This is a genomic window from Streptococcus sp. HMSC074B11 (genome assembly GCF_001808705.1).
In the GTDB taxonomy this organism is placed as follows: domain Bacteria; phylum Bacillota; class Bacilli; order Lactobacillales; family Streptococcaceae; genus Streptococcus.
The window spans coordinates 1-22679 of sequence record NZ_KV794226.1; the positions used below are offsets into that span (position 1 = coordinate 1).

Annotated in this window: 26 protein-coding genes; 1 reads left to right on the top strand and 25 read right to left on the bottom strand. The window is 38.3% G+C overall.

The features are described 5' to 3' along the window. Nucleotides 1-88: 88 nt before the first annotated feature. Nucleotides 89-1363 (top strand): aminotransferase-like domain-containing protein, encoded by a 1275-nt coding sequence (locus tag HMPREF2619_RS01040; RefSeq protein WP_070458332.1) that lies wholly within the window; start codon nucleotides 89-91, stop codon nucleotides 1361-1363. Between the two features lie 19 nt (nucleotides 1364-1382). Here HMPREF2619_RS01040 and HMPREF2619_RS01045 read toward each other — a convergent pair whose 3' ends face one another. The 25 genes from HMPREF2619_RS01045 to HMPREF2619_RS01165 all read right to left on the bottom strand — a co-directional run. Then, entirely contained in the window at nucleotides 1383-2198 is an 816-nt protein-coding gene (locus HMPREF2619_RS01045) for an ABC transporter substrate-binding protein (RefSeq protein WP_070458338.1), read from the bottom strand. A 117-nt stretch (nucleotides 2199-2315) separates the two neighbouring features. Further along, nucleotides 2316-2783, bottom strand: a complete 468-nt coding sequence (locus tag HMPREF2619_RS01050) for an NUDIX hydrolase (protein WP_070458341.1) — start codon at nucleotides 2781-2783, stop codon at nucleotides 2316-2318. Nucleotides 2784-2874: 91 nt separating this feature from the next. Then, complete coding sequence (phoU, locus tag HMPREF2619_RS01055) at nucleotides 2875-3528, bottom strand: phosphate signaling complex protein PhoU (protein WP_049504355.1); 654 nt, start codon at nucleotides 3526-3528, stop codon at nucleotides 2875-2877. Nucleotides 3529-3539: 11 nt separating this feature from the next. After that, nucleotides 3540-4298 carry a phosphate ABC transporter ATP-binding protein PstB gene (pstB, locus tag HMPREF2619_RS01060; protein ID WP_070458344.1) on the bottom strand — a complete coding sequence of 253 codons (759 nt, stop codon included), beginning with the start codon at nucleotides 4296-4298 and terminating at the stop codon, nucleotides 3540-3542. Nucleotides 4299-4310: 12 nt separating this feature from the next. After that, nucleotides 4311-5114, bottom strand: a complete 804-nt coding sequence (pstB, locus tag HMPREF2619_RS01065) for a phosphate ABC transporter ATP-binding protein PstB (protein WP_049504357.1) — start codon at nucleotides 5112-5114, stop codon at nucleotides 4311-4313. A 10-nt stretch (nucleotides 5115-5124) separates the two neighbouring features. Then, nucleotides 5125-6009: a phosphate ABC transporter permease PstA gene (gene pstA / locus HMPREF2619_RS01070; RefSeq protein ID WP_000543058.1), complete on the bottom strand. Its 885-nt coding sequence runs from the start codon at nucleotides 6007-6009 to the stop codon at nucleotides 5125-5127. Then, the gene (gene pstC / locus HMPREF2619_RS01075) at nucleotides 5999-6916 is read right to left on the bottom strand and encodes a phosphate ABC transporter permease subunit PstC (RefSeq protein WP_049509826.1); all 918 of its coding nucleotides are present in this window, start codon (nucleotides 6914-6916) and stop codon (nucleotides 5999-6001) included. Before pstC ends, pstA begins: the two co-directional genes overlap by 11 nt. After that, complete coding sequence (locus tag HMPREF2619_RS01080; protein ID WP_070458347.1) at nucleotides 6916-7794, bottom strand: phosphate ABC transporter substrate-binding protein PstS family protein; 879 nt, start codon at nucleotides 7792-7794, stop codon at nucleotides 6916-6918. The genes pstC and HMPREF2619_RS01080 overlap by 1 nt, the downstream gene beginning before the upstream one ends. Nucleotides 7795-7903: 109 nt before the next feature. Then, nucleotides 7904-9217 carry an RsmF rRNA methyltransferase first C-terminal domain-containing protein gene (locus tag HMPREF2619_RS01085; protein ID WP_070458350.1) on the bottom strand — a complete coding sequence of 438 codons (1314 nt, stop codon included), beginning with the start codon at nucleotides 9215-9217 and terminating at the stop codon, nucleotides 7904-7906. A gap of 6 nt (nucleotides 9218-9223) precedes the next feature. Then, nucleotides 9224-9991, bottom strand: coding sequence for an inositol monophosphatase family protein (locus HMPREF2619_RS01090; protein ID WP_049548254.1), 768 nt, complete (start codon nucleotides 9989-9991; stop codon nucleotides 9224-9226). Then, complete coding sequence (locus HMPREF2619_RS01095) at nucleotides 9981-10259, bottom strand: UPF0223 family protein (RefSeq protein ID WP_001041984.1); 279 nt, start codon at nucleotides 10257-10259, stop codon at nucleotides 9981-9983. The genes HMPREF2619_RS01090 and HMPREF2619_RS01095 overlap by 11 nt, the downstream gene beginning before the upstream one ends. Continuing rightward, nucleotides 10260-10661: a Spx/MgsR family RNA polymerase-binding regulatory protein gene (locus HMPREF2619_RS01100; protein ID WP_000631256.1), complete on the bottom strand. Its 402-nt coding sequence runs from the start codon at nucleotides 10659-10661 to the stop codon at nucleotides 10260-10262. Between the two features lie 210 nt (nucleotides 10662-10871). After that, nucleotides 10872-11495, bottom strand: a complete 624-nt coding sequence (locus HMPREF2619_RS01105; protein WP_070458352.1) for a TIGR01906 family membrane protein — start codon at nucleotides 11493-11495, stop codon at nucleotides 10872-10874. Then, nucleotides 11485-12258 (bottom strand): TIGR01457 family HAD-type hydrolase, encoded by a 774-nt coding sequence (locus HMPREF2619_RS01110; RefSeq protein ID WP_070458355.1) that lies wholly within the window; start codon nucleotides 12256-12258, stop codon nucleotides 11485-11487. Before HMPREF2619_RS01110 ends, HMPREF2619_RS01105 begins: the two co-directional genes overlap by 11 nt. A 10-nt stretch (nucleotides 12259-12268) precedes the next feature. Then, nucleotides 12269-13006 carry an acyl-[acyl-carrier-protein] thioesterase gene (locus tag HMPREF2619_RS01115; RefSeq protein WP_070458358.1) on the bottom strand — a complete coding sequence of 246 codons (738 nt, stop codon included), beginning with the start codon at nucleotides 13004-13006 and terminating at the stop codon, nucleotides 12269-12271. 4 nt (nucleotides 13007-13010) lie between these two features. After that, nucleotides 13011-14141 (bottom strand): radical SAM family heme chaperone HemW, encoded by a 1131-nt coding sequence (hemW, locus tag HMPREF2619_RS01120; RefSeq protein WP_070458361.1) that lies wholly within the window; start codon nucleotides 14139-14141, stop codon nucleotides 13011-13013. Nucleotides 14142-14227: 86 nt separating this feature from the next. Further along, nucleotides 14228-14623 (bottom strand): YtxH domain-containing protein, encoded by a 396-nt coding sequence (locus HMPREF2619_RS01125; protein ID WP_070458364.1) that lies wholly within the window; start codon nucleotides 14621-14623, stop codon nucleotides 14228-14230. A gap of 15 nt (nucleotides 14624-14638) precedes the next feature. Next, the gene (locus HMPREF2619_RS01130; RefSeq protein ID WP_000895021.1) at nucleotides 14639-15022 is read right to left on the bottom strand and encodes a DUF948 domain-containing protein; all 384 of its coding nucleotides are present in this window, start codon (nucleotides 15020-15022) and stop codon (nucleotides 14639-14641) included. A gap of 1 nt (nucleotide 15023) precedes the next feature. Continuing rightward, entirely contained in the window at nucleotides 15024-15812 is a 789-nt protein-coding gene (lgt, locus tag HMPREF2619_RS01135) for a prolipoprotein diacylglyceryl transferase (RefSeq protein ID WP_049504378.1), read from the bottom strand. Further along, nucleotides 15805-16740, bottom strand: a complete 936-nt coding sequence (hprK, locus tag HMPREF2619_RS01140) for an HPr(Ser) kinase/phosphatase (protein WP_049504380.1) — start codon at nucleotides 16738-16740, stop codon at nucleotides 15805-15807. Before hprK ends, lgt begins: the two co-directional genes overlap by 8 nt. A 190-nt stretch (nucleotides 16741-16930) precedes the next feature. After that, on the bottom strand, nucleotides 16931-19663 hold the full coding sequence (locus tag HMPREF2619_RS01145; RefSeq protein ID WP_083279560.1) for an MBL fold metallo-hydrolase: 2733 nt from the start codon (nucleotides 19661-19663) through the stop codon (nucleotides 16931-16933). 88 nt (nucleotides 19664-19751) lie between these two features. Then, nucleotides 19752-20708 (bottom strand): hypothetical protein, encoded by a 957-nt coding sequence (locus HMPREF2619_RS01150; protein WP_070458367.1) that lies wholly within the window; start codon nucleotides 20706-20708, stop codon nucleotides 19752-19754. A 64-nt stretch (nucleotides 20709-20772) separates the two neighbouring features. Then, the gene (gene rpsU / locus HMPREF2619_RS01155) at nucleotides 20773-20949 is read right to left on the bottom strand and encodes a 30S ribosomal protein S21 (RefSeq protein WP_000048054.1); all 177 of its coding nucleotides are present in this window, start codon (nucleotides 20947-20949) and stop codon (nucleotides 20773-20775) included. A 602-nt stretch (nucleotides 20950-21551) separates the two neighbouring features. Continuing rightward, on the bottom strand, nucleotides 21552-22259 hold the full coding sequence (locus HMPREF2619_RS01160) for a glucosamine-6-phosphate deaminase (RefSeq protein WP_070458370.1): 708 nt from the start codon (nucleotides 22257-22259) through the stop codon (nucleotides 21552-21554). A 216-nt stretch (nucleotides 22260-22475) separates the two neighbouring features. After that, a partial coding sequence (locus tag HMPREF2619_RS01165) for an LPXTG cell wall anchor domain-containing protein (protein ID WP_148130346.1) occupies nucleotides 22476-22679 on the bottom strand: 204 nt, incomplete at its 5' end.

Below are 22679 nucleotides of genomic sequence, written 5' to 3' on the forward strand. Positions count from 1 at the left end.
ACGCGGTTTGAAGAGATTTTCGAAGAGTATAACATTGCCAAACTTCTAAAAAAAAGGTACAATGTAACAAAATCATGAGAGGTCTGGGATGAAGCAAGAAAGCAAATATGAACAAGTCGTTCACTATCTAAAAAATGAGATAGAATCAGGTAGATTTCCCACTGGAAGTCGCCTACCATCTATCCGAAAACTTAGTCAAGATTTTCACTGTAGCAAAGACACCATACAGCGCGCACTCTTAGAACTCCGATACGAGAAATATATCTACTCCAAACCTCAAAGTGGTTATTATGTATTGGAGCAACAAACCAGTCATGAAGATCTAATTATCTCAGTCAATGATGAACACGCAGCTGCCTATGATGATTTTCGTCTGTGTGTCAATGAGAGCTTGATTGGGCGAGAAAATTATCTCTACAACTACTATGAACATCAAGAAGGTTTAGAAGAATTACGTCAGTCTGTACAGACATTGCTCTTTGATCAAGCTATTTATAGTAAGGCAGACCAGTTGGTCATGACGTCTGGAACCCAACAAGCACTGTTTATTCTTTCTCAGATCGATTTTCCAGGTCAAGCTCAGGAAATACTGGTCGAACAACCGACCTATCATCGAATGAACCAGCTGCTACTAGCTCAAAATCTTCCCTTTCAAACCATTGAACGTCGAGTGGATGGCATCGACCTGAAAGAACTTGAGGAACAGTTTAAAAGCGGAAAGATTAAGTTCTTCTATACCATTCCCCGTTTCCACTATCCTCTGGGCCATTCTTATTCTGAAGAGGAAAAACTTGCTATCCTTGACTTAGCTGCAAAATATCAGATTTATATCGTTGAGGATGACTACCTGGGTGACTTGGATCCTAAACTGGGGCAAACCTTTCATTATCTGGATCAGCATGATTTGGTCATCTATATCAAGTCCTTTTCTACCAGTCTATTTCCTGCCCTTCGAATCACTGCCCTTCTTCTTCCAAACACTATCAAGGAAGCTTTTGTGACCTATAAAAACATTCTCGACTACGATAACAACCTTATCATGCAAAAGGCTCTATCACTCTATATTGATAGTCAACTCTTTGAAAAAAACAGACTAGCACGATTGGCACTGCAAGAAAAAAGTCAGGAGCACATCCAACAGCTCTTACAAACCTATCCCATTTCCCTACCGAGCTATCCACTTCATGATGGGCTTTTGCTTGATCTCAGGAACTATCCTAGCATCGCTAGTCTTAAACATAGTCCTCTAGAACTCGACTTCTTTGAATCTTCCTATCTAGCGAACTGCCCTTATCACTTTGCAAAAGTCCCCCTAGAAAATATTGAAGAAACATTAAGCTATTTAAAAACAGAGCTGGACTGAAATCCAACTCTGTTATTTTTTATTGTTCTACTTCTGTTAGCTTAGCAGCTTTTTCAAGATAAGTTTGGTAAGTTCCGTCATCTTTCAGTTTTTGGATGACCTTATCCACTACTTCCTTCAAATCTGAGTTACCTTTTTTGATAGCTACGGCATTTGCTTCGCCTTCTTTCATAGTCAAGCTTACTGTAGCTACTGACAAATCTGAGTTCTTAGCAGCATAGCTTAGAGCAACTGGTTCATCCATATGAACAGCATCAACCTTACCTGATTGAAGCTCATTGACTGCTTCGCCCATGTTTGTCAAAGAAGTCAACTGTGCCTTTGGAAGTTGCTCTTTGACCATGGATTCAGGAACAGTTCCTTTTTGAGCTGCAATATTAGCACTTGCTAGAGAATCTAAATCCTTGTATTTTTCAAGATCAGACTTTCTGATAAGGAAGCTAATTTTATTTTCATAGTAAGGAATTGAGAAATCAAAGACTTCTTGTCTTTCTTCAGTTGCACTGATTCCCGCAATTGCTAGGTCTGCTTTTCCTGTTTGAAGACTGGTCAAGACATTATCAAAACTCATGCTTGAAATTTCCAATTTCACTCCAAGTTCATCAGCGATTGCTTGCGCCATGTCAATATCCGCACCTACGACTTGGTTTTTACCATCCACAAGTGCTTGAAACTCAAAGGGAGCATAGTCGGGACTAGTTGCGACCACTAATTTTCCTTTTTGCTTGATGGCCTCCACTGCAGACTGCGAGCTTGAGCTAGACGATTGGCAAGCTACCAATAAGAAGCTTGCAAGAAAACTACATAAGACAAATATCCATTTTTTAAAATTCATAAATAAACAACCTCTCTATTAATTTTGTATAATTATAACTTATTCAGAAATACTTGTCAAGTTTTTCTTGCATTTTCATAAAATATAATTAAAAAATATAGAAATTCAGTGGTTAGTTTATCTATCTATTGGGAACTTATTTTCAAAAAAATCATTTATCATATCTCGATGTTGCTGGTTTACAATTGTGATATTTTGTATGTCCCTATGTTCAAAAAATCCTAATTCTAAAGTTTCGTCACTCGTAAAAACATTTTTAGAGATAGAAGTTTCAGATGCAACTAAATACAAAATTGTAAGAACTTGAGCCTCATCACCATTTGGATAACTATCTGAATATTTTGTATAAACATTTAAAAGTTTTTTCACTGTCACTTTCAGTCCAGTTTCTTCGTAAAACTCTCGAACTAACGCTTCTACAGCCGATTCGCCTAATTCAATAGCTCCGCCTGGTAATCCCCAAGTTCCTTTATCTGCTCGTTTTTGTAATAATATTTTTCCTGATTGACTTAATATTCCACATGTGAAATTTAAAATAATTTTATCTTTTCCAACTTTTTTTCTTATATTCTGTATGTAGTTCATTATTCACCTCTGACAAAGTAAATTATCTATACAATGAAAGCTTACTCTAGTAAAAAGTAAGCTTTCACAATAATTTTATCATTTGAATACTTTACAATTCAACAATCTTACCTGTTTCAAAGTAAACAACCCATTCACAGATATTTTTTGCATAGTCACCGATGCGTTCCAAGTAAGAAATAACTTGGAAATAATCACGACCTGTGACGATAGCTTCTGGATGTTTTTTGATTTCTTCTGTAGCTAGGTCTCGAATATTATCAAAATAATGGTTGATATTTTCATCCATGGTTGCAACTTCATAGGCTTGATCCACAGAACCATTCAAATAAAGTTCTAAAGCGGCTTCAACAAAGTTTTTTACTTCACGACCCATTTTTTTAATTTCTTCTTCGACTGCTGGGATGCGTTGTTCACCCTTCATACGAATGGTTGCTTCAGCAATGGATACTGCATGGTCCCCCATACGTTCTAAGTCTGACACAGCTTTTAGAACTGTTAAAACTGTACGTAAGTCTTGTGAAACTGGCTGTTGTAGGGCAATCATTTCAAATGATTTCTTTTCAAGTTTAACTTCGTATTCGTTTACTTCTGCATCTTCCTCAATGACTTCTTTAGCCATGTCACGGTCATGCGTTACAAAAGCACGTACGGTACGATTGATTTGGGAAAGAACTTCTTGTCCCATAGCATAAAACTGATTATGCAATTTCTCTAAATCTTCCTCCAATTGAGAACGTAACATCATTTATCTCCTTATCCAAATTTTCCTGAAATATAATCTTCTGTTTCCTTGTGTTGTGGGTTGAGGAACATCTTCTTGGTATCGTTAAACTCAATCAAATCTCCATCTAGGAAAAATCCTGTCTTGTCAGAGATACGAGATGCTTGCTGCATGGAACGCGTAACCAAGAGCATGGTGTATTTGTCTTTTAGACCATACAAGGTTTCCTCAATCTTACCAGCAGAAATAGGGTCCAAGGCTGAGGTAGGCTCATCCAAGAGGATAATCTTTGGACTAGTCGCCAATACACGGGCTACACAGACACGTTGCTGCTGTCCACCTGAAAGTCCAATAGCTGAATCATGCAAGCGATCCTTAACCTCATCCCAGATTGAAGCACGCTGTAAAGCTTTCTCCACAGCTTCACCCAAAACGTTCTTATCTTTTTCCCCATTAATGCGGAGACCATAAACAACATTTTCGTAGATAGACATAGGGAAGGGATTTGGTTGTTGGAAAACCATCCCGATTTCCTTACGTAATTCAACCGTGTCGGTACGCGGACTATAGATATTGTGCCCATTATAAACCACTGATCCAGTTGTCGTCACTTCAGGATTAAGGTCACCCATTCGGTTAATAGCCTTTAGAAGTGTTGATTTCCCAGATCCAGACGGACCGATAAGGGCCGTAATTTCCTTGGGGTGGAAGGATAAGGAAACACTATTCAAGGCCTTCTTTTTATTGTAATAGACTGACAGGTCTGAAACCTGTAAAATCGGTTCTGTCATACTGTTTCCTCTCTAACCAAAGTGTCCAGTTACATAGTCATTTGTTGACTGTAGCTTGGCATTTTGGAAAATATTTGCAGTTTTATCATACTCAATCAAGTCACCCAGGTAGAAGAATCCTGTATAATCACTAGCACGCGCAGCTTGTTGCATACTGTGAGTTACGATGATAATGGTAAAGTCCTTCTTCAACTCAAGCATGGTTTCTTCAAGTTGAGCTGTCGCAATCGGATCCAAGGCTGATGCTGGCTCATCCATTAAGAGAATGTCTGGTTTTACAGAAATAGCACGCGCGATACAGAGACGTTGCTGCTGACCACCTGAAAGCATCAAGGCTGACTTATGAAGGTCGTCTTTAACCTGATCCCAGAGGGCGGCCTGACGAAGTGAAGTTTCTACAATTTCATCAAGAACCTTCTTATCCTTAACACCTGCACGTTCATGTGCAAAAGTGATGTTGCGGTAAATAGATTTAGCAAATGGATTTGGACGTTGGAAAACCATTCCGATGTGTTTACGCATTTCATAAACATTGATTTCAGGACGGTTAACGTCAATACCTCGATAGAGAATCTGTCCTGTCACCTTTGCAATATCAATGGTATCATTCATACGGTTGAGACTGCGTAGGTAGGTTGATTTCCCAGATCCCGACGGACCAATCAAGGCTGTAATTTTATTTTTTTCGAATTGCATATCGACGCCCTTGATAGATTCATTTTTACCGTAGTAAACGTGTAAATCCTTCGTAGAGAGGGCCACTTTTTCTTCTGGAAAAGTAATGATATGCCTTTCATCCCAATTATATTTTGACATGGCTTCTCCTTTAGGCTGCGGTTAATTTCTTATGTAGATAGCTTCCGAGTTTACGTGCTCCAAAGTTAAAGATTAAGATAAAGATGAGGAGCACCGCAGCAGAACCTGCTGAAACAAGTGTTCCATCAGGAATAGTTCCTTCACTGTTGACTTTCCAGATATGAACAGCCAAGGTTTCTGCTTGACGGAAGATTGAGATTGGACTGGTTACGCTGAGGACATTCCAGTTTGACCAGTCAAGAGCTGGCGCAGATTGTCCTGCAGTATAGATAAGAGCCGCAGCTTCACCAAAAATACGACCTGAGGCAAGCACAATACCTGTTACAATACCAGGTAGGGCTTCGGGGATAACGACATGAAGAACTGTTTCCCAACGAGAAAGCCCAAGCGCCAAACCAGCCTCACGTTGCGTATGGTGAACGTGTTTCAAACTGTCTTCAACATTACGCGTCATCTGTGGAAGGTTAAAGACAGTCAAAGCCAAGGCACCAGAAATAATGGAAAATCCATACTCGAACTGAACTACAAAGATGAGGTAACCAAAGAGACCGACTACGACTGATGGCAGTGAAGACAAAATTTCAATACAGGTACGAACGAAGTTGGTAACACGACCTTTTTTTGCATATTCAGCCAAATAAATTCCAGCCCCCATTGATAGAGGTACAGAGATGAATAAGGTAATGACCAAAAGGAAGAAGGAATTATAAAGCTGGATTCCAATACCACCACCTGCTTGGTAAGAAGATGATTTTCCAGTCAAGAAGGACCAAGAAACATGAGGTAAGCCTCGAACCAAGATATAGAGAATCAAGGAAGCAAGGATGGTCACAATGATTCCTGCGATGGTATAGAGGACAGCTGTAGCAAGTTTATCTAATTTCTTAGCGTGCATAGTTTTTCTTTCCTCTTTCTTTCGTAATCAATTTAATCACACTGTTAAAGGCCAAGCTCATCAAAAGCAATACTAAGGCTAGTGACCAAAGAACATTATTATCAACAGTTCCCATAACAGTATTTCCGATACCCATGGTCAAAACAGAGGTCAAAGTCGCAGCAGGTGTTGTCAATGAAGTTGGGACAACGGCTGAGTTTCCGACCACCATCTGAATAGCTAGTGCTTCACCGAAAGCACGCGCCATACCAAAGACTACTGCCGTAAAAATACCTGAACGTGCCGCCTTCAAGGTTACACGCCAGATAGTCTGCCAACGAGTAGCTCCCATAGCTAAACTAGCTTCACGGTAGTGACGAGGAACTGCACGTAAGCTATCAGTTGTCATAAAGGTTACAGTCGGCAAGATCATAACAAAGAGAACGAAAATCCCTGATAAAATACCAAAACCTGTTCCACCAAAGACACTACGTACAAATGGTACGACGACCTGCAATCCGATAAATCCATAAACTACTGAAGGAATCCCAACTAGGAGTTCAATAGCAGGTTGCAAAATCTTTGCCCCTTTTGGTGATACTTCTGTCATAAAGACTGCAGCCCCAATGGCAAATGGTGTTGCAATAAGAGCTGATAGGATGGTAACAATAAAGGAACCTAAAATCATCGGAAGAGCACCAAATTGTTTCCCTGAAGGGTTCCAAGTCTGTCCAAATAAAAATTCAAAAATGTTAACACCATTGACGAAGAAGGTAGATAACCCTTTCTGAGCCACGAAAATCAAAATCATGGCTACAATGATGACAATCAAAGAAAGGCAGGCAAAAGTTAGCCCTTTTCCTAATTTCTCAAGACGAGAGTTTTTTGACGGAGAGAGCAATTTTTTAGATAATTCTTCTTGATTCATTATTGGCTCCCTTCTAGCGCTGTTACAGTCCCTGCAGCATCTTTTTCAACCTTCATTTCCTTAACTGAAATATAACCCATTCCTTTAACGATTCCATTCTGAGCTTCGTCTGAAAGGACAAAGTTTAGGAATTCGGCAACCAATTCATTTGGCTCACCAAGTGTATACATATGTTCATAAGACCACAAAGGCCAATTATTCGTGGTTACATTCTCTGAAATTGGTTCATAACCATTGAGTTTGATAGTCCCAACAGAATCATCAACATAGGCAAATGCTAGGTAGGAAATAGCTCCAGGGGTCTGAGAAACAATTGATTTGACCATCCCGTTTGAATCTTGTTCCTGACTTTGCATTGCTGATTGCCCATCCATGATCACACTGTCAAAAGTAGCACGAGAACCTGAACTTGCCGCACGGTTGATAATAGAGATGGCTAAATCTTTCCCACCGACTTCTTTCCAGTTGGTAATTTCTCCTGTGAAGATTTGTCGGAGCTGATCCGTCGTTAGATTATCAACATCTACTTCTTTATTGATAATAACAGCCAAACCTGCAACAGCTACCTTATGGTCGACCAATGCTGAGGCATCAATACCGTCTTTTTCCTCCGCAAATACATCGGAGTTGCCGACATCTACTGCTCCTGACTGAACCTGCGACAGTCCTGTACCAGAACCACCACCTTGAACATTGACTGTTTTTCCGATGTAAGCTGATGCAAATTCATCTGCAGCCGCCTCGACTAAAGGTTGGAGAGCAGTTGACCCAACAGCAGTCATAGACTCCCCACGATCAATCCAACTTGCACATCCTACTAACGAACCAGCAAGTAAAAGAGTCGCAAGAGAGAGTGTGAGTTTTTTAAATTTTTTCACTATTTGTCTCCTTGAAAATAATGATGAGTAGCTTGGAATTTCGCCCTATTCTTCTATGTTTTATGCAAAAAATCCATACTTCCACTATAACATAGAATACTGATTTTGACTAGTTTTTCACCTTAAACCTCAAGCCCTTAGGGAAATAATTCTTCAAGGTATTTCCGGTTACTTTTGCAAAACCTAAACCATTTCCAGCAACCAAAACTTGGTACCACCCATTTGGCAGACTTTCAGATAATTGAACTGTTTCACCAGCTACATATTTTACAAAGTCCTCTTGATGAATTTCGATTCCTTGATTGACTAAACTTGGTTTTAAAGCTAGGCCGAGAGCAAAACTTGGTTCAAAACGTTTTTTCTTAAAGGTTCCAAGATGAAGTCCATTTCGAGCAATTCTTAGTTTTCCTAAATCTGGTAGACCTTCTGGCAATAAATACAGTTGGTCTCCAAAAACCTGTAGGACTCCAGCCAGTTTCTCTTTTAAATGTTTCTTCTCAAAATCCTGCCATAAGGAAATCTGTTCTCGAGAGAGGTTGGATTTAGAAGGCTTGAACTTAGAGACTTTATTTTCCCCTCGAAATTGCAAATGGGCAACAAACTGTCCTTCTCCCTTAAAGTGATGTGGATACATTCTAGCGGCTTCAGGTAAGTCAATCCCAGGGACCATTCCATTGATATGTTGAACTGGGATCAATTCAAAATCATAGCTATCCAGTAACCATTGGACAATTTCTTCATTTTCCTCTGGAGCCCAGGTACAGGTAGAATAGACCAAACGACCACCAGCAGCCAACATGGTGACTGCATCCTCTAGAATTTCACGCTGCAAGTCAGCACATTGGCTTGGATATTCTACACTCCAATAATCCATAGCATCTGGCTGTTTTCGGAACATTCCTTCTCCAGAACATGGAGCATCTAGAACAATTAGGTCAAAATATCCCTTAAACACTTTAGCCATACGATCGGCAGATTCATTGGTCACAACTACATTTGACGCTCCAAACCGTTCCATATTTTCAACCAAAATCTTTGCTCGCTTGCTAGAAATTTCATTGGAAACAAGAAGACCTTCACCTGCAAGATAGGCTGCCAGTTGAGTGGATTTACCACCTGGTGCGGCTGCCAAATCCAAGACCTTCATACCAGCCTTTGGTTGAGCTACTTGTGCAACCATTTGTGCAGCAGGTTCTTGGGAATAGACCAAGCCTGTTACATGCTCAGGTGATTTCCCTGAAACCTTGCCATAATAGCCCCAGGGTGTATTTGGAATAGCATCTGAAAAAGAAACTTGGCTTTCTTTTAAGGGATTGATGCGAAAGGCGGAAACTGCCTCATCATCAAAAGAGGCAAGAAAAGCTCTTGCCTCATCTCCCAATATTGCTTCATATTTTTTTACAAATCCTTCTGGAAATTGCATGTAAGTTTATTTCCTTTCATAGATATAGGATTGGATTTCTGCCAACTTGTCAGTTGGAACCATCATAATTGGTTGTCGTGTCTGAAAATCCACCGGTTCTCCAGTTAAGGTTACAATCTGATACCCTAAACTTTCTCCTATAATACTAGCTGCAGCATAATCCCAAGGTTGAAGATAGGTGATATAGGTCAATAGCTGACCTGAGAGGATTTTTGAAAAACTGATAGCTGCACTTCCATATATTCGCACACCAAGTGAAGCATTAGCCAATTCTGCTACACCCCAAGCGTTTGTTTCCAACATACCAGCATTACTCGCAATTAGAAAATCACGCAAGGGCTTATCCTTAAAGTTCGGCAAGAGTTCTTCATTGAGACAGGCCTGAAAAGCACCTCCTCCATGATAACAATGACCTTTCATGACATCATAAATGATCCCAAACTGACCCACACCGTTTTCAAAATACGCTACCATAATGGCGAAATCTTCACCTTGTGCGACAAAGTTGTTAGTACCATCAATGGGATCAATGACCCAAACAGATCCATATCCAACTGAAGCACGTAGACAGCCCTCTTCTGCACAAAATTGGTCATCAGGATAATGCGAACGAATCCGATCAACCAAAAAATTCTGAACTTCCTTGTCCAAACGAGTCACCAAGTCTGTAGGAGATGATTTTCTCTCAATATGCAATTCTTCCTGCATGTGAGCTAGAATATAGTCTCCTGCTTCCTTGACAATCTCTTTGGCAAATACAAATTTATTTTCCAAGCGAAATCTTCCCTTCCCCTTGTTCTTTAGCTAATTGGACAACTCGATAGAAGGAATAACCACTCGCAGATTCAAATTCACGGCCCAAGCGTTTCTCTTCACTCTTGCTTGGAACAACCGCTTTGAATCCCTTGTAGGAATCTAGTAGTTTCTTTGCTTCTACCTTAGTCTCATAGGCTGCTTCAACATCATTAAAAAAAGAAAGCACTGAAGCAAGTTCTTCAGTGCTCCACGACAAATCTAGTGGGTAACTATACTGTTTATTCATCTAATTAATACCAGCTCTCAATGTAGCTTCTTTCAGTTCTTGTTTACGGTAACTACGAGGGAGAAAAGCACGAATCTCATCTTCATTAAAACCGATTTGCATCCGCTTTGCATCAATAATAATCGGACGACGCAAAAGACTTGGATACTGCTCAATTAAATGAAGCAACTCCGATACTGAGATACTCTCTACATCAATATTCAATTTTTGAAAAATCTTTGAACGAGTCGAGATGATGTCATCAGTACCATTTTCGGTCAAGGAAAGAATGTGTTGCAGTTCTTTTCTCGTTAAAGGGCTGGTCATAATATTATGCTCTTGGAAGGGCACTTTATGCTTCTCGAGCCAGGCCTTTGCTTTACGACATGATGTACAACTCGGTGATAAAAATAGTGTAATCATGCTTTCCTCTTCTTTACATACTTTTCTATTTCTATTATACAAAAAAATAAAGCGCTTGACTAGTTATTTCCGTAAAAAAACCTACTTTTTCAAGAAAAATAGGTTTTTTAGAATCACATATGAATGTTTTGCTTAAATATAGAAATATTCATGTTAAAAACGATAGTTTCTTCCTACATTTTATTTTGAATCAGTAATACTTTTCTTCACTTATCTATTTGTTTTTCGACTCTGGAGGTACATAAATCCAAAAATCAATTCATACAAGCAGAAAAATAGGAGAAAGGCTTGGAGGAAAAAGTTCTCTGGTAGGATGAGAATGACTGGATCTTTAGCGGGATCAAAAAGCCAGGTATTATCACCTACAAAAAGAATCTGATGAAATAAGGTAAAGAATTGTTCAAAACCAATGAAGACACCAACTAAACCAAGAACCAAAGGTAGAGAAAGTATGATTAAGAGTGCTCTACGATAAAGTGGCAGAAAACCTTTCTGAATAACTTGCTTCCAAAAAAGATAGAAAATCGGTAGAGTTACTACTGCTACTCCTTGAGCAAGATGGAAAAGTCCCTTTACAACCACAAAGTGGTGAATACCAGAGGCAGACGAAGGAAAATCCGGCATTTCCAATACTTGACTCAATGGATTGGTCAAATAATCCATCAAAACATTAAAATTATGCTGGATGGTCTGAGGTTGCAGATGAACACGATTTGTCAAGTTTAACCAAGAAATCTCCAGAGGGTAAACCAACCAAGCCAGGTAAATAGTCAATAAAATCGCAAGCGAGAGGAGAAAGAGAATACTTCCTACAAAAGTAAACTTAGTTTTCATCGAAATTCCACTCCGCTAGACTTGAGAGGACATGAGTTGGTGCAATTGGCAAATCCTCTACTTCTTCAGGTTTTGTAAATCCTGTCGTTACCAAAAGACTAGGAATGCCATTGTCAATACCAGCTCGAATATCAGTAAGATAATTATCTCCCACCATGACAATTTCTTGGCGTTCAAGTCCTAGGTGTTCAACAGCCTTGTCCATAATAATCGCATTAGGTTTTCCAATATAAACTGGTTTAACGCGAGTTGCAGCTTCAAGAAGAGTAATCAGTGAACCAGCACCAGGCAAAAGGCCACGTTCCGTCGGGATGTTCAAATCTGGATTGGTACCGATAAAATGAGCACCTTTATGGATAGCTAGGGTTGCTGTAGCAAATTTTTCATAGTCTACTTGCCAGTCCAAACCAACAACTACATAGGCTGGATTTTCTTTATCTTCGACATAACCAGCTGCTTGAATAGCTTCCTTGAGCCCTGCTTCTCCGATGACATAGACTGTCTTTTCAAGTCCTAGGTCATTCATGTAATCAATTGTAGCTAAAGTTGCAGTATAGATCGTCGATACAGGTGTGTCAATGTTAAACTGATTGGCTAACATCTCTTGAACACTTTCAGGTGTACGAGTGGTGTTGTTTGTTACAAAAAGATAAGGAATCTCTCTTTTTTGTAACTCATGAACAAAAGCCTCTCCCGCAGGGATTCTATCTTTCCCCTTATAGATTGTTCCGTCTAAATCAATTAAATATCCTTTATAAGTCATATCTTTCTTTCTAATCTTTGTTAATTTCTTGCCAAGTTATCTTTGCTTGAGCATTGGTGTCACAATCACTTGTGACTTGATGATCACTCTCTAATCCATTTAATTCATAACTAGAAGTAATCATTCCACCTGGTCGAACTTCCTTGACATATTTGAGGTTGATTTTTTTGGGGATATGATTAGTAAGGAAATCTGCTCCCATGACCTCAAAAATCCAGTCTAGGTATTTGCTGTTATTGACGTGACCATTCATATCTAAGTCATAGAAACGAACGTGGTAGTCCTTGCTTATCGCTTCTTCCAGCTCTCTATATCTTGGCCCACGGACCAGTTTCTTAGAAAACTCAGATTGATAAGGGGCGACAATTTCTGGTACTACAGGATGAACCTTTCGACTTTCACGATCCATAAGGACAAAGGTAGCTAGCATATGAATGATTTCTTGACCATCTTCATCATAAATAGTAAATCGGCGGTAGCAAAAGAGACGATTATAGGTCAAAGCTTCTGTTTCAATGGTGATTTCCTCAGCAAAACGAGGCAAACGAACCACATCGATATCATAATCTGTGATAATCCAGACCAGATTATACTGTTCTAAAACATCCTTGTCACTCACTCCCAGTTCAATTGACTGCATTCCTGATACCTGAAGGGACAACAAGATAACATCTGGTAGCTTGATATGGCCATTCATGTCAGCCATATCAAAAGGAATTTTCATCTTCATTTGATAAGTTAAGCCCATAATTTTACTCCAATATAAATCGTTCTGCTACTGTATCTCCTAAAAAGAGACCTCTCTTAGTCATACGAACACGGTCACCATCAAGCTGCATGAGACCTTGTTGAATCAAGTCTTTGACGATTTCTCCATACAGTTCCTGGAAAGACCGTTCGAATTTTTCTTCAAAGCGTGCCATGGAAACTCCTGACTTCTTGCGAAGGCCGAGAAACATCTCTTCTTCCATTTGCTCCCTTTGACTCAGGTGTTCTTCATTGATACGGGCACTCCCCTCTTCTACTGCCTTTAAATAATGGCGGATCGGTCCATGATTTTTATAACGTACACCATCTACATAACCAGATGCTCCCGCACCGATACCATAGTACTCGGCATTATCCCAGTACATGAGATTATGTCGACTTTCAAAGCCTAGCTTAGAAAAATTAGAAATTTCATAGTGCTCAAAGCCAGCTTTTTCTAGCTCTGCAATGATATACTCAAACATCTCTGCTTCTACTTCTTCTTTAGGAAGAGGTAATTTCCCGCGTCTCATACGGTTCATAAAGACCGTATGATTTTCCAAAATCAAGCTATAGAGGCTCATATGAGGAATATCAAGGGCAATAGCTTTAGCGACATTGTCCTTGACCTGATCCATGGTCTGACCAGGAAGTGCGTAAATTAAGTCAATAGAGATATTATCAAAACCAGCTAGTTTAAGGCGATCGATATTTTCATAAATATCCTTTTCAGTATGACTACGCCCAATCTTTTTCAACATTCTATCATCAAAGGTCTGAACACCTAGTGAAACACGATTAACTGCAGAATTTTGCAAGACAGCAATCTTATCAGCATCCAGGTCACCAGGATTAGCCTCAATGGTCAACTCTTCCAACATTGATAAGTCCAGGTTTTTAGTCAATCCTTCTAACAAAACTTTCAATTGAGAAGCAGACAAGGCTGTCGGTGTCCCACCACCAATATAGAGTGTACGCAATTTTTGAATATCATAAGAATGAAATTCTTGCAGTAGATGCTCTAAATAGCTGTCTACTGGCTGATTTTTAATAAAGACCTTTGAAAAGTCACAATAATAACAAATCTGTGTGCAAAACGGAATATGCACATAGGCTGATGTCGGTTTCTTCTGCATAGTATTTATTATACCACAAAGAATTCACTCAAGAAAAAAATCACCATTCTTGATTTTCTAGAAAACCAAGAAATGGTGATTCTATGTTAATTCTCTTGAAGCTCGATGACAATTTCTTGACCACTTTCTTTTTCTTCCACAACTACTTTCTCTTCCAGTTGTGATTTAAAATGATTCAAGGTTTCTTTTGAAGCTTCAGTCGCTTGTTGAGCATGATATTTTGCTTTATCAAGAACAGTGTCAAGAGTAATTTCCCCAGATTCAATCTGCTCTTTTGTTTTAAGAACAAATTCTTTGGTTTGTTCTTTGACATCCGTTAATTTTTCACAAACCTGCTCTTTAGCATACTCAGGATCTTCTTTTAGATCTTCTAAAAATTCTTGTGCTTGGCTTCTAACTTGTTTTCCTTTGTCACTTGTTAGAAACAAGGCAGCTGCAACACCTGAAACAGTTCCTAAAAGGATAGATGATAGTTTTCCCATTAGTCAACTCCTTTTTTATTTTTTAAAAAATTTACTTGCAACACGAATAGCAGACAAACCTGCACCAGTTTTTATAGTTTTTGATCCAGCAGATGATGCCTTTTTACTCAAAACACGTGCTTGTTCATTTAGGTCAGAAACAGAAACAGAAAGGTCTGCAACAGCTGTAAAGAGGGGATCGATTGTAGCAACTTTGACATTGATATCATCAACAAGAACGTTGACCTTTGTAAGCAATTCATTTGTTTGATGAAGAGTTACATCTACATCTGATGTTAAAGTTTTAACAGTTTTTTCAGTTTCATCAATTACACGACCAACTTTTTGAAGGGTAATAATCAGATAAACTAAAAAGACAACCAAGGCAATTGCCACAATAATATAAGCCACTTCTAACATTTTAATTCTCCTTTTTTACATTATAAAATGGTGCTTTTTTCCGATTTTGATAAAAGATGATATAAATACCAAGGCCAATCAATAGCGCGGACAACCACTGAGATACTCGGAGTCCAAAGAACATGAGACTATCCGTACGCATGCCCTCAATAATCATACGTCCAAATCCGTACCAAATTAGATAAAAGGCAGTGATATGACCACGACGGATATTCTTTAATCGGCGTCTAAAAATGACAATCAATGCGAAACCGATCAGATTCCAGATAGATTCGTATAAGAAGGTTGGTTGGCGGTAAGAGCCATCAATATACATCTGGTTCTTAATAAAATCAGGTAAGTAATCAAGATTTTCAACGACTGCTCCATAAGCTTCTTGGTTAAAGAAGTTTCCCCAACGCCCTAGACTCTGAGCAATCATGACGCTCGGAGCTGCAATATCTAAGAAATCCCAAGTATTGATTAATTTGCGATCAGCAAAGATATAGAGAACAATCGCTCCAGTAATTAAACCACCATAAATCGCAAGACCACCATTCCAAATAGCAAAAATCTCTCCCAGATGTTGGCTATAATAATCAAATCTAAAAATAACATAGTAGAGTCTGGCACCAATGATGGATAAAGGAAAGGCAATTAAGATAAAGTCCAAAATATCATCAGATAAAATCTTCTTTTTAGGCGCTTCTTTACTGGCAAGATATACCGCTAAAACAAGACCTGAAACAATGCAGAGTGCATACCATCTAACAGCTAAAGGACCAATTTGAAAAGCGATTGGATCAATCATCTTTCACCTCGTTCTTTGCAATCAGATTTGTCAATCTTTCTTCAAACAAGCGAGTAGCATCAAAGCCCATTTCCTTAGCACGATAATTCATCGCTGCTGCTTCGATAACTACAGAAATATTACGTCCTGTTTTTACAGGAATGCGGATACGTGGAATGGATACTCCAGAAATCTCCAATTCCTCAGCATTATTGCCTAGGCGATCAAAAGTCTTTTGCGTGTCATAATTTTCAAGATAGACAGCTAACTGAACTTGTGAAGAATCCTTAACTGCACTGGCACCATAAAGACTCATCACATCTATAATACCAACACCACGAATCTCAAGTAAATGCTTCAAGATTTCAGCTGGTTCACCCCAGAGAGTCATTTCATCCTTAGCAAAGATATCTACACGGTCATCAGCCACCAAACGGTGTCCTCGTTTCACGAGTTCTAGACCTGTCTCACTCTTACCAATACCACTGTCGCCCTGGATTAACACACCCATACCATAGATATCCATCAAGACACCATGTACACTTTCACGCTCAGCCAAACGAGAATCTAGGTAACTTGATAATTCCCCAGACAGACGACTTGTTGCTGTACGACTCGTTAAAATAGCGATTTTACATTCTCTAGCAGCCTTTAGCATTTCCTCTGGAACTACTAAACCACGCGCAACAATAACTGCAGGTGTTTCCGGTTGGAACAATTTCTGCAAAATATGGTAACGGTTATGAGAAGACATGCTAATCAGATAAGACCACTCTTTCATCCCCAGTAGTTGAATCCGCTCTGGGGTATAGTAATCAAAATAGCCTGTCATTTCGAGACCTGGACGGCAAATATCGCCTGTATTGATTTCTTTTTCAAGTAATTCTGGCTCACCATAGACAATGTCTAGTCTGAGCTTATCAATCACTTCTTTGACTAAAACCGACATAATTTTCTCCTTCAATCAAGTTCTCCCTACTATTATATCAAATTGTAGTAGGAAGTTTATGTTTTTAACAGTATTTGAGGTATTTATTTAAGAAAGCAACCTTTATAATTTTAACAATCAAAAGGGATTAAACAATAGGTTAGTGTTTAATCCCTTCTCTTTATTTATTCAACTATTCAATAGTACTAGACTAGTCAGACACTTTATCACTGCTAGCTGGTACTGACTTTTCTTCACTACTTGTTGTAGATTCAGCTGTATGTTCAGCTGATTCTCTTAGAGTTGCTTCTGTTGAAGTTGGTTCCTCTACAGTTGTTGTTGTGTTTGGAGTCGTAGTTGTAGTGCTTGTGGTAGTTGTTACTCCATTAGGAAGCATTCTACCATCACTACCTACTTTGTAGCCATCAGGTGTAGTTGCATTTCGAAGCATTTCACCACTTGGTTTGAAGTAATACCAGTCTCCTTTTTCTTGAATCCAACCAACTTGCATTTCACCAGACTTATTAAAGTAATAGTAATCTCCAGAGACTTTATGGATACCTGTGACCATTTTACCAGTCTCAGTGTCTAAGTAATACCATTTACCAGAGTACTTAAACCAACCAGTCTCTGCAGCTCCAGATTCTTTATGATAGTACCAATCTTTGCCGTCAAATACCCATCCGGTTTCCATAGCTCCAGATTGGTTAAAGCTATATTTGACACCATCAATTTCCTGTCTGCCGGTCACCATAACGCCGTCATTTTGATTCAAGTAGTACCATTTACCTGCAGATTTTATCCAACCTTTTTTCTGTTCACCGCTTGATGCATAATAGTACCATTTGTCATCTTCTTGTTTCCAGCCAGTAACCATAGCACCGCTAGCCTTAAAGCTATATTGTTGCCCATCGATTTCTTTGGTTCCTGTAACCATCTCTCCATCTTTCGAATCAAGATAGTACCAATCACCAGCATATTTAATCCATCCTTTTTTCAGTTCACCACTTGATGCATAATAGTACCATTTATCATCTGTTTGTTTCCAACCAGTAACCATAGCACCACTATCTTTAAAGCTATATTGTTGTCCATCGATTTCTTTGGTTCCAGTAACCATCTCTCCATCTTTCAGTTCGAGATAGTACCAGTCATTGTTGTATTTAAGCCAGCCTTTTTTCTGATCGCCACTAGATGTATAATAGTACCATTTGTTATCAAACTGTTCCCAACCAGTTGCCATGACGCCTCCATCATTGAAGCGATAGAGTTTGCCGTCAATTTTATTTAAACCAGTGAACATTTCTCCAGTTTTAGGATCTAGATAATACCATTTACCTGCATCATTGAGCCAACCACGTTTCATTTCACCTGAAGCGCTAAAGTAATACCATTTTTGGTGCGTATATTGCCAATAAGTTCCCATTTCTCCGGCTTCATTGAAATAGTACAACTTTCCGTCAATTTCTTTGAAACCAATGGTCATTTTTTTATTTTCATCTAGGTAATACCATTTATTACCAATTTTATTCCAGGATGATGCTCTTACTTCATTTGAAAGCGCACCTGTATCATCAAAGACCAGAGTTGCTCCATTCACTGTTCTGGTACCAGTTTGCATAATCCCTTTTTCGTCAAAGTAATAGGTCTTACCGTCAATAATTGCTAACTCGGATTCTTTTCGATATCCTTTAGAATCCACATAATACCAATGCTTGTCGATTTGAAGCCATTTAGAAGTTTGTAACTTCCCATCTTTATCCATATATAAAGATTTAAGAGTACCTTCATCATCAAAATCTTGAAGCCATTTATCTTGTTGCAGATGTCCTTTACCATTGAAGAAGTATTTTTCTCCATTAATTGTATGCCAACCAGTTGCCATCTGATCATCAGCGAAATAATACTTCTTATATCCATCTTCAGTAATCCAACGTGCAGTAGTATTCGGAATATCTGGGTAGTCTTGAGAAATATTATTAATACCGTCTGTTTTTATATCAAAGACAGTAGCATCTTTTTTATCACTTGAAGCATGAACGACTTGAACATTCATCTCTTTCAATTTATCTCTTGTTGCTTGAACATTGATATCCAAGCCTGTTGTTTGCACAACGATAGATGGAGAGAGGTTATTGAGGAAATTAATGCTATTTGAAACTTTTCCATCGAGGTGATGGTTCCACTTCATCAAATCTACTTTCCCAATTTGTGGACCTAAGCGATCTTCAGCTCCATAAACATTATCAAGATCTCCACCCAGATAAATTTTCTTTCCATTTACTGTAACTACAGCAACAATCGAATTGGGGTTATCATCGTATACTTTCTTTAATTTTCCATCTGGACCGTATTCATTCTTGTAGTTATACAACTGAATATCCATATCACCCAATTTGAAATGACTATCATTATCAGAGATATCTTGGATAAGATTGACCCCATATTTTCTAGCTGCATTCAGAGCATTATTGTAGTTGAAAAGGTTATCCCACAAGCCCCATTGAGTGGCAATTCGATCATCCGAATATCTTTTTAGATAAAATTTATCAACCTTATATTTTTTTAGAACTTCATCAGCTCCACCAATATGGTCACTATGAACATGAGTTCCAAGCATAAAGTCCAACTTCTGAACACCTACATGGTCAAGATGACGGAAAAGTCGATCTTCAATTGCATAGAAATTTGACGTAATAATCCCCGATCTTAATGGATAAAGTGGATCACTCCCATCCGGGAAGTCATAGTCTTCACCCATATCTATCAGCGCATAATGCCCATTACTTTCAAGCAGAATGGCATCTGTACCTGGACTTCCTTTGGTATTAATGAAATGAATCCGATTCACGTCAGACTGCGAACTTGTGTCCGCCTCTACTCTCGCACCGACACTAAGAAACAAAAATGCTCCTAAAGCGACTGCAACTTTTGTTTTTTTCATGATAAAGCCTTTCAGATATTTTCTACTAATATATATAATTATACCAAAAAAACATGAAAAAGGGGTGTAAAAATGTAAAATGTCATTTTTACTGAGCCAAATCTTCCGCAAATCGATCAACATCTATCACCAAGTCCCTCCCTGATTTTTCTATGCAGATTTTTGGGAGTTCTTTTGTTAGTACCCTGTTTGCATCAGCCAAATCTTTAGGATAGATGTAGAATTGTTGGCCCTGTGGAAACTGATTTCGTACTTGCCATTCTTCAAAGTCCTTCAAAAAACTCTTATGAGATGGCATCCTGACCGCTTCAAACAAGGCATGATCAAAGAATCTTAACAACCGATAAAGACCATGAACCTCATCAACAAAGCATTTATCAATCTTGTCACAGGGATAACCCTGTCTCTGATAAGCACGACATAAGTTTTGTAAAGCCATGCTTATTCCATCTACATCCTTTTGTACCAAACTTATAAAGTAGCGAACAGAAAATTCTTCCATACCTGTTCTTTTTTTCTTCTCTAGAAACTGTTGTGCCAGTATGAGAGCCTCAGACAATCTGTCTTCATCTTGATAATAAAGAGCATATAACAGATTGATAACATTTTCTGGATAATAGGTTCCTTTCAATAAGGGTAAGTCTTCTGGAATGAAAGATGAAATGACTGAAAAATCATTACAAGCAAAACAGTTAAATAATCCTCTCAAAATTCCAGCTGTATAGATTGTCCCACTTGCAAGCAAACCGCCTTTAATTAACTCTACTCTTCCTGTTTGCCACAAAGCATTATTTAACAGATTATAGTCGCCATCTAAAAATGATACATAATATGCAAAATACTTGATATCATCTAACAATAAACTACTGTACAACTTTATCCTTAAAATATCATCGGACATTACTTTCGAATTGTTCAAATACTTCTCAAATATTTTTTGGTTCGACTCTTCAAATTCTACCAAATTTATCGGCTCAGAATAATAGCCCCAATCTTTAAAATGATCTTCACGCATCTTTTGATATTCTTTTACATACTCTCTCATAAGAACCACTTTCCTCTATCTACTGTATAAAAAAAGACTAGACAAGTCTAGCCTTTCTTATTAATTAGAATTTTTTACGTTTACGAGCTGCTTCTGATTTACGTTTACGTTTTACAGAAGGTTTTTCATAGAATTCACGTTTGCGTGTTTCTTGAAGAGTACCAGCTTTAGTAACTGCACGTTTGAAACGACGAAGAGCATCGTCAAGAGATTCATTCTTACGTACTACTGTTTTAGACATTTTTTTCACTCCCTTCAAGTTCAAGATCTATTCTATTTTACACGGAATAAATAAAATTGTCAAGAAAAAAATGAAATTCTCCCAAATCATTCAATTTAAATTTTACAAAATTTTCCCTTACACCTAACCTAGTTCCCCACTTATAAAAATCATTCCAGACGGCCAAATAATTCATTTATTTCACACTCAATGGAATCTAGATATTCCCGATAATCTGACGGTAAATCAGAAATGGTATACAGATCCTGACTATCAAAATGCCAGACAAGATGTTTAAGTATCTGCTCTTGAATAAAATGTAAATCCTTTAGTTGACCTAAACTGATAGCTTATATCTTTGCTAAATACTGACAAAAAGCAGAAAGTGCAGAACAATCAAATTTGTCTTCTTCATATCAATACCTATAACATTTCTTTTTCAAGAATTGATAATTCTCAAAAAATGAAGATTATATATTCTTCTTTTCAAGGGAAAATCTATCATACACCCTACTATTAGAACTATTGTACCACTTTCAGAAAAACTGTATTCATTTTTGAACATATCCAGATCAAAAAACCACCCAATCCATAGGATCGAATGGTCTTTAATGAAAAAAAACTTATTTCTTTAACAAGCTGAGTGCTGCTGCATCTGCGATAATAGTCACATCTGGATGGTTTTGCAGGCTGCTTGCTGGAAGACTTTCTGTCACAGGACCTTCAACAGTTCCAGCGATAGCTTCTGCTTTTGATTCCCCATAAGCAAAGAGAAGGATAGATTTAGCATCCAAAATATTTTTAATCCCCATTGAAATAGCTTGTGTTGGAACATCTTCAATCTTCTCAAAGAAGCGCGCGTTAGCTTCGATTGTAGACTGGTCAAGCTCTACAAGGTGAGTTTGGCTATCAAATGGTGTGCCTGGTTCATTAAAGCCAATATGACCATTGCGACCAATTCCTAAAATTTGTAGGTCAACTGGATGGTCAGCAAGAATTTGGTTGTAGCGTTCTACTTCTGCTTCTGCATTATCCTTGACACCACGTGGCAAGAAACTTTCTTTAAACGGTTTCTTGTTGAATAGATTTTCTTGCATAAAGTAACGGTATGATTGAGGATTATCCCCATCAAGACCTACGTACTCATCCAAGTTTACACTTGTGAGATTTGAAAAATCAAGATTGCTCTCAACGATTCGTTGGTAAAATTCCAGAGGGCTACTTCCTGTTGCAAGCCCTAATGTTTGTGCACCGTTTTCCAATTTTTCTTTTAAGATATCAAAAGCAACTTTTCCACCTTCAATTGGATTTTCCACTTGAATAACTTTCATAATTTTGTCCTCCATATTCTTTATTTTATTATATGGTATAGACCAATTTTTGTCAAGTGAAAACGGTTTATTTTTGTTAAAAATATAAATATACTAAAGAAATCAATTGATAGGTCTACCTACACCAAAAAAAGAGAGGAGTTTGACGTCCTCTCTTAAATCTTATATCCGAAACACTTCCTGATTATATTTTGGAAAATGTTTCTTTTTCTTATATTATTTTTTACGTTTGGCAACCAAACTCAATCCAACTAAACCAAGCGCTACTCCTAAAACGATTAAAACTGTAGTTTTCTGTTCACCTGTTTTCGGTAACTCATTAGCCTTTTTCTTTTCAGGCGTTGATGATGTTACTGGTGCTGGAGGTGTTACTGGGCCTGAAGGCGTTACTGGGCCTGGAGGTGTTACTGGACCTGGAGG

Coding starts and splice junctions, on each gene's coding strand:
- HMPREF2619_RS01040 (WP_070458332.1), top strand. CDS start 89: ATGAAGCAAGAAAGCAAATATGAACAAGTCGTTCACTATCTAAAAAAT.
- HMPREF2619_RS01045 (WP_070458338.1), bottom strand. CDS start 2,198: ATGAATTTTAAAAAATGGATATTTGTCTTATGTAGTTTTCTTGCAAGC.
- HMPREF2619_RS01050 (WP_070458341.1), bottom strand. CDS start 2,783: ATGAACTACATACAGAATATAAGAAAAAAAGTTGGAAAAGATAAAATT.
- phoU (WP_049504355.1), bottom strand. CDS start 3,528: ATGTTACGTTCTCAATTGGAGGAAGATTTAGAGAAATTGCATAATCAG.
- pstB (WP_070458344.1), bottom strand. CDS start 4,298: ATGACAGAACCGATTTTACAGGTTTCAGACCTGTCAGTCTATTACAAT.
- pstB (WP_049504357.1), bottom strand. CDS start 5,114: ATGTCAAAATATAATTGGGATGAAAGGCATATCATTACTTTTCCAGAA.
- pstA (WP_000543058.1), bottom strand. CDS start 6,009: ATGCACGCTAAGAAATTAGATAAACTTGCTACAGCTGTCCTCTATACC.
- pstC (WP_049509826.1), bottom strand. CDS start 6,916: ATGAATCAAGAAGAATTATCTAAAAAATTGCTCTCTCCGTCAAAAAAC.
- HMPREF2619_RS01085 (WP_070458350.1), bottom strand. CDS start 9,217: ATGCAATTTCCAGAAGGATTTGTAAAAAAATATGAAGCAATATTGGGA.
- HMPREF2619_RS01095 (WP_001041984.1), bottom strand. CDS start 10,259: ATGAATAAACAGTATAGTTACCCACTAGATTTGTCGTGGAGCACTGAA.
- HMPREF2619_RS01100 (WP_000631256.1), bottom strand. CDS start 10,661: ATGATTACACTATTTTTATCACCGAGTTGTACATCATGTCGTAAAGCA.
- HMPREF2619_RS01105 (WP_070458352.1), bottom strand. CDS start 11,495: ATGAAAACTAAGTTTACTTTTGTAGGAAGTATTCTCTTTCTCCTCTCG.
- HMPREF2619_RS01110 (WP_070458355.1), bottom strand. CDS start 12,258: ATGACTTATAAAGGATATTTAATTGATTTAGACGGAACAATCTATAAG.
- HMPREF2619_RS01115 (WP_070458358.1), bottom strand. CDS start 13,006: ATGGGCTTAACTTATCAAATGAAGATGAAAATTCCTTTTGATATGGCT.
- hemW (WP_070458361.1), bottom strand. CDS start 14,141: ATGCAGAAGAAACCGACATCAGCCTATGTGCATATTCCGTTTTGCACA.
- HMPREF2619_RS01125 (WP_070458364.1), bottom strand. CDS start 14,623: ATGGGAAAACTATCATCTATCCTTTTAGGAACTGTTTCAGGTGTTGCA.
- HMPREF2619_RS01130 (WP_000895021.1), bottom strand. CDS start 15,022: ATGTTAGAAGTGGCTTATATTATTGTGGCAATTGCCTTGGTTGTCTTT.
- lgt (WP_049504378.1), bottom strand. CDS start 15,812: ATGATTGATCCAATCGCTTTTCAAATTGGTCCTTTAGCTGTTAGATGG.
- hprK (WP_049504380.1), bottom strand. CDS start 16,740: ATGTCGGTTTTAGTCAAAGAAGTGATTGATAAGCTCAGACTAGACATT.
- HMPREF2619_RS01145 (WP_083279560.1), bottom strand. CDS start 19,663: ATGAAAAAAACAAAAGTTGCAGTCGCTTTAGGAGCATTTTTGTTTCTT.
- HMPREF2619_RS01150 (WP_070458367.1), bottom strand. CDS start 20,708: ATGAGAGAGTATGTAAAAGAATATCAAAAGATGCGTGAAGATCATTTT.
- rpsU (WP_000048054.1), bottom strand. CDS start 20,949: ATGTCTAAAACAGTAGTACGTAAGAATGAATCTCTTGACGATGCTCTT.
- HMPREF2619_RS01160 (WP_070458370.1), bottom strand. CDS start 22,259: ATGAAAGTTATTCAAGTGGAAAATCCAATTGAAGGTGGAAAAGTTGCT.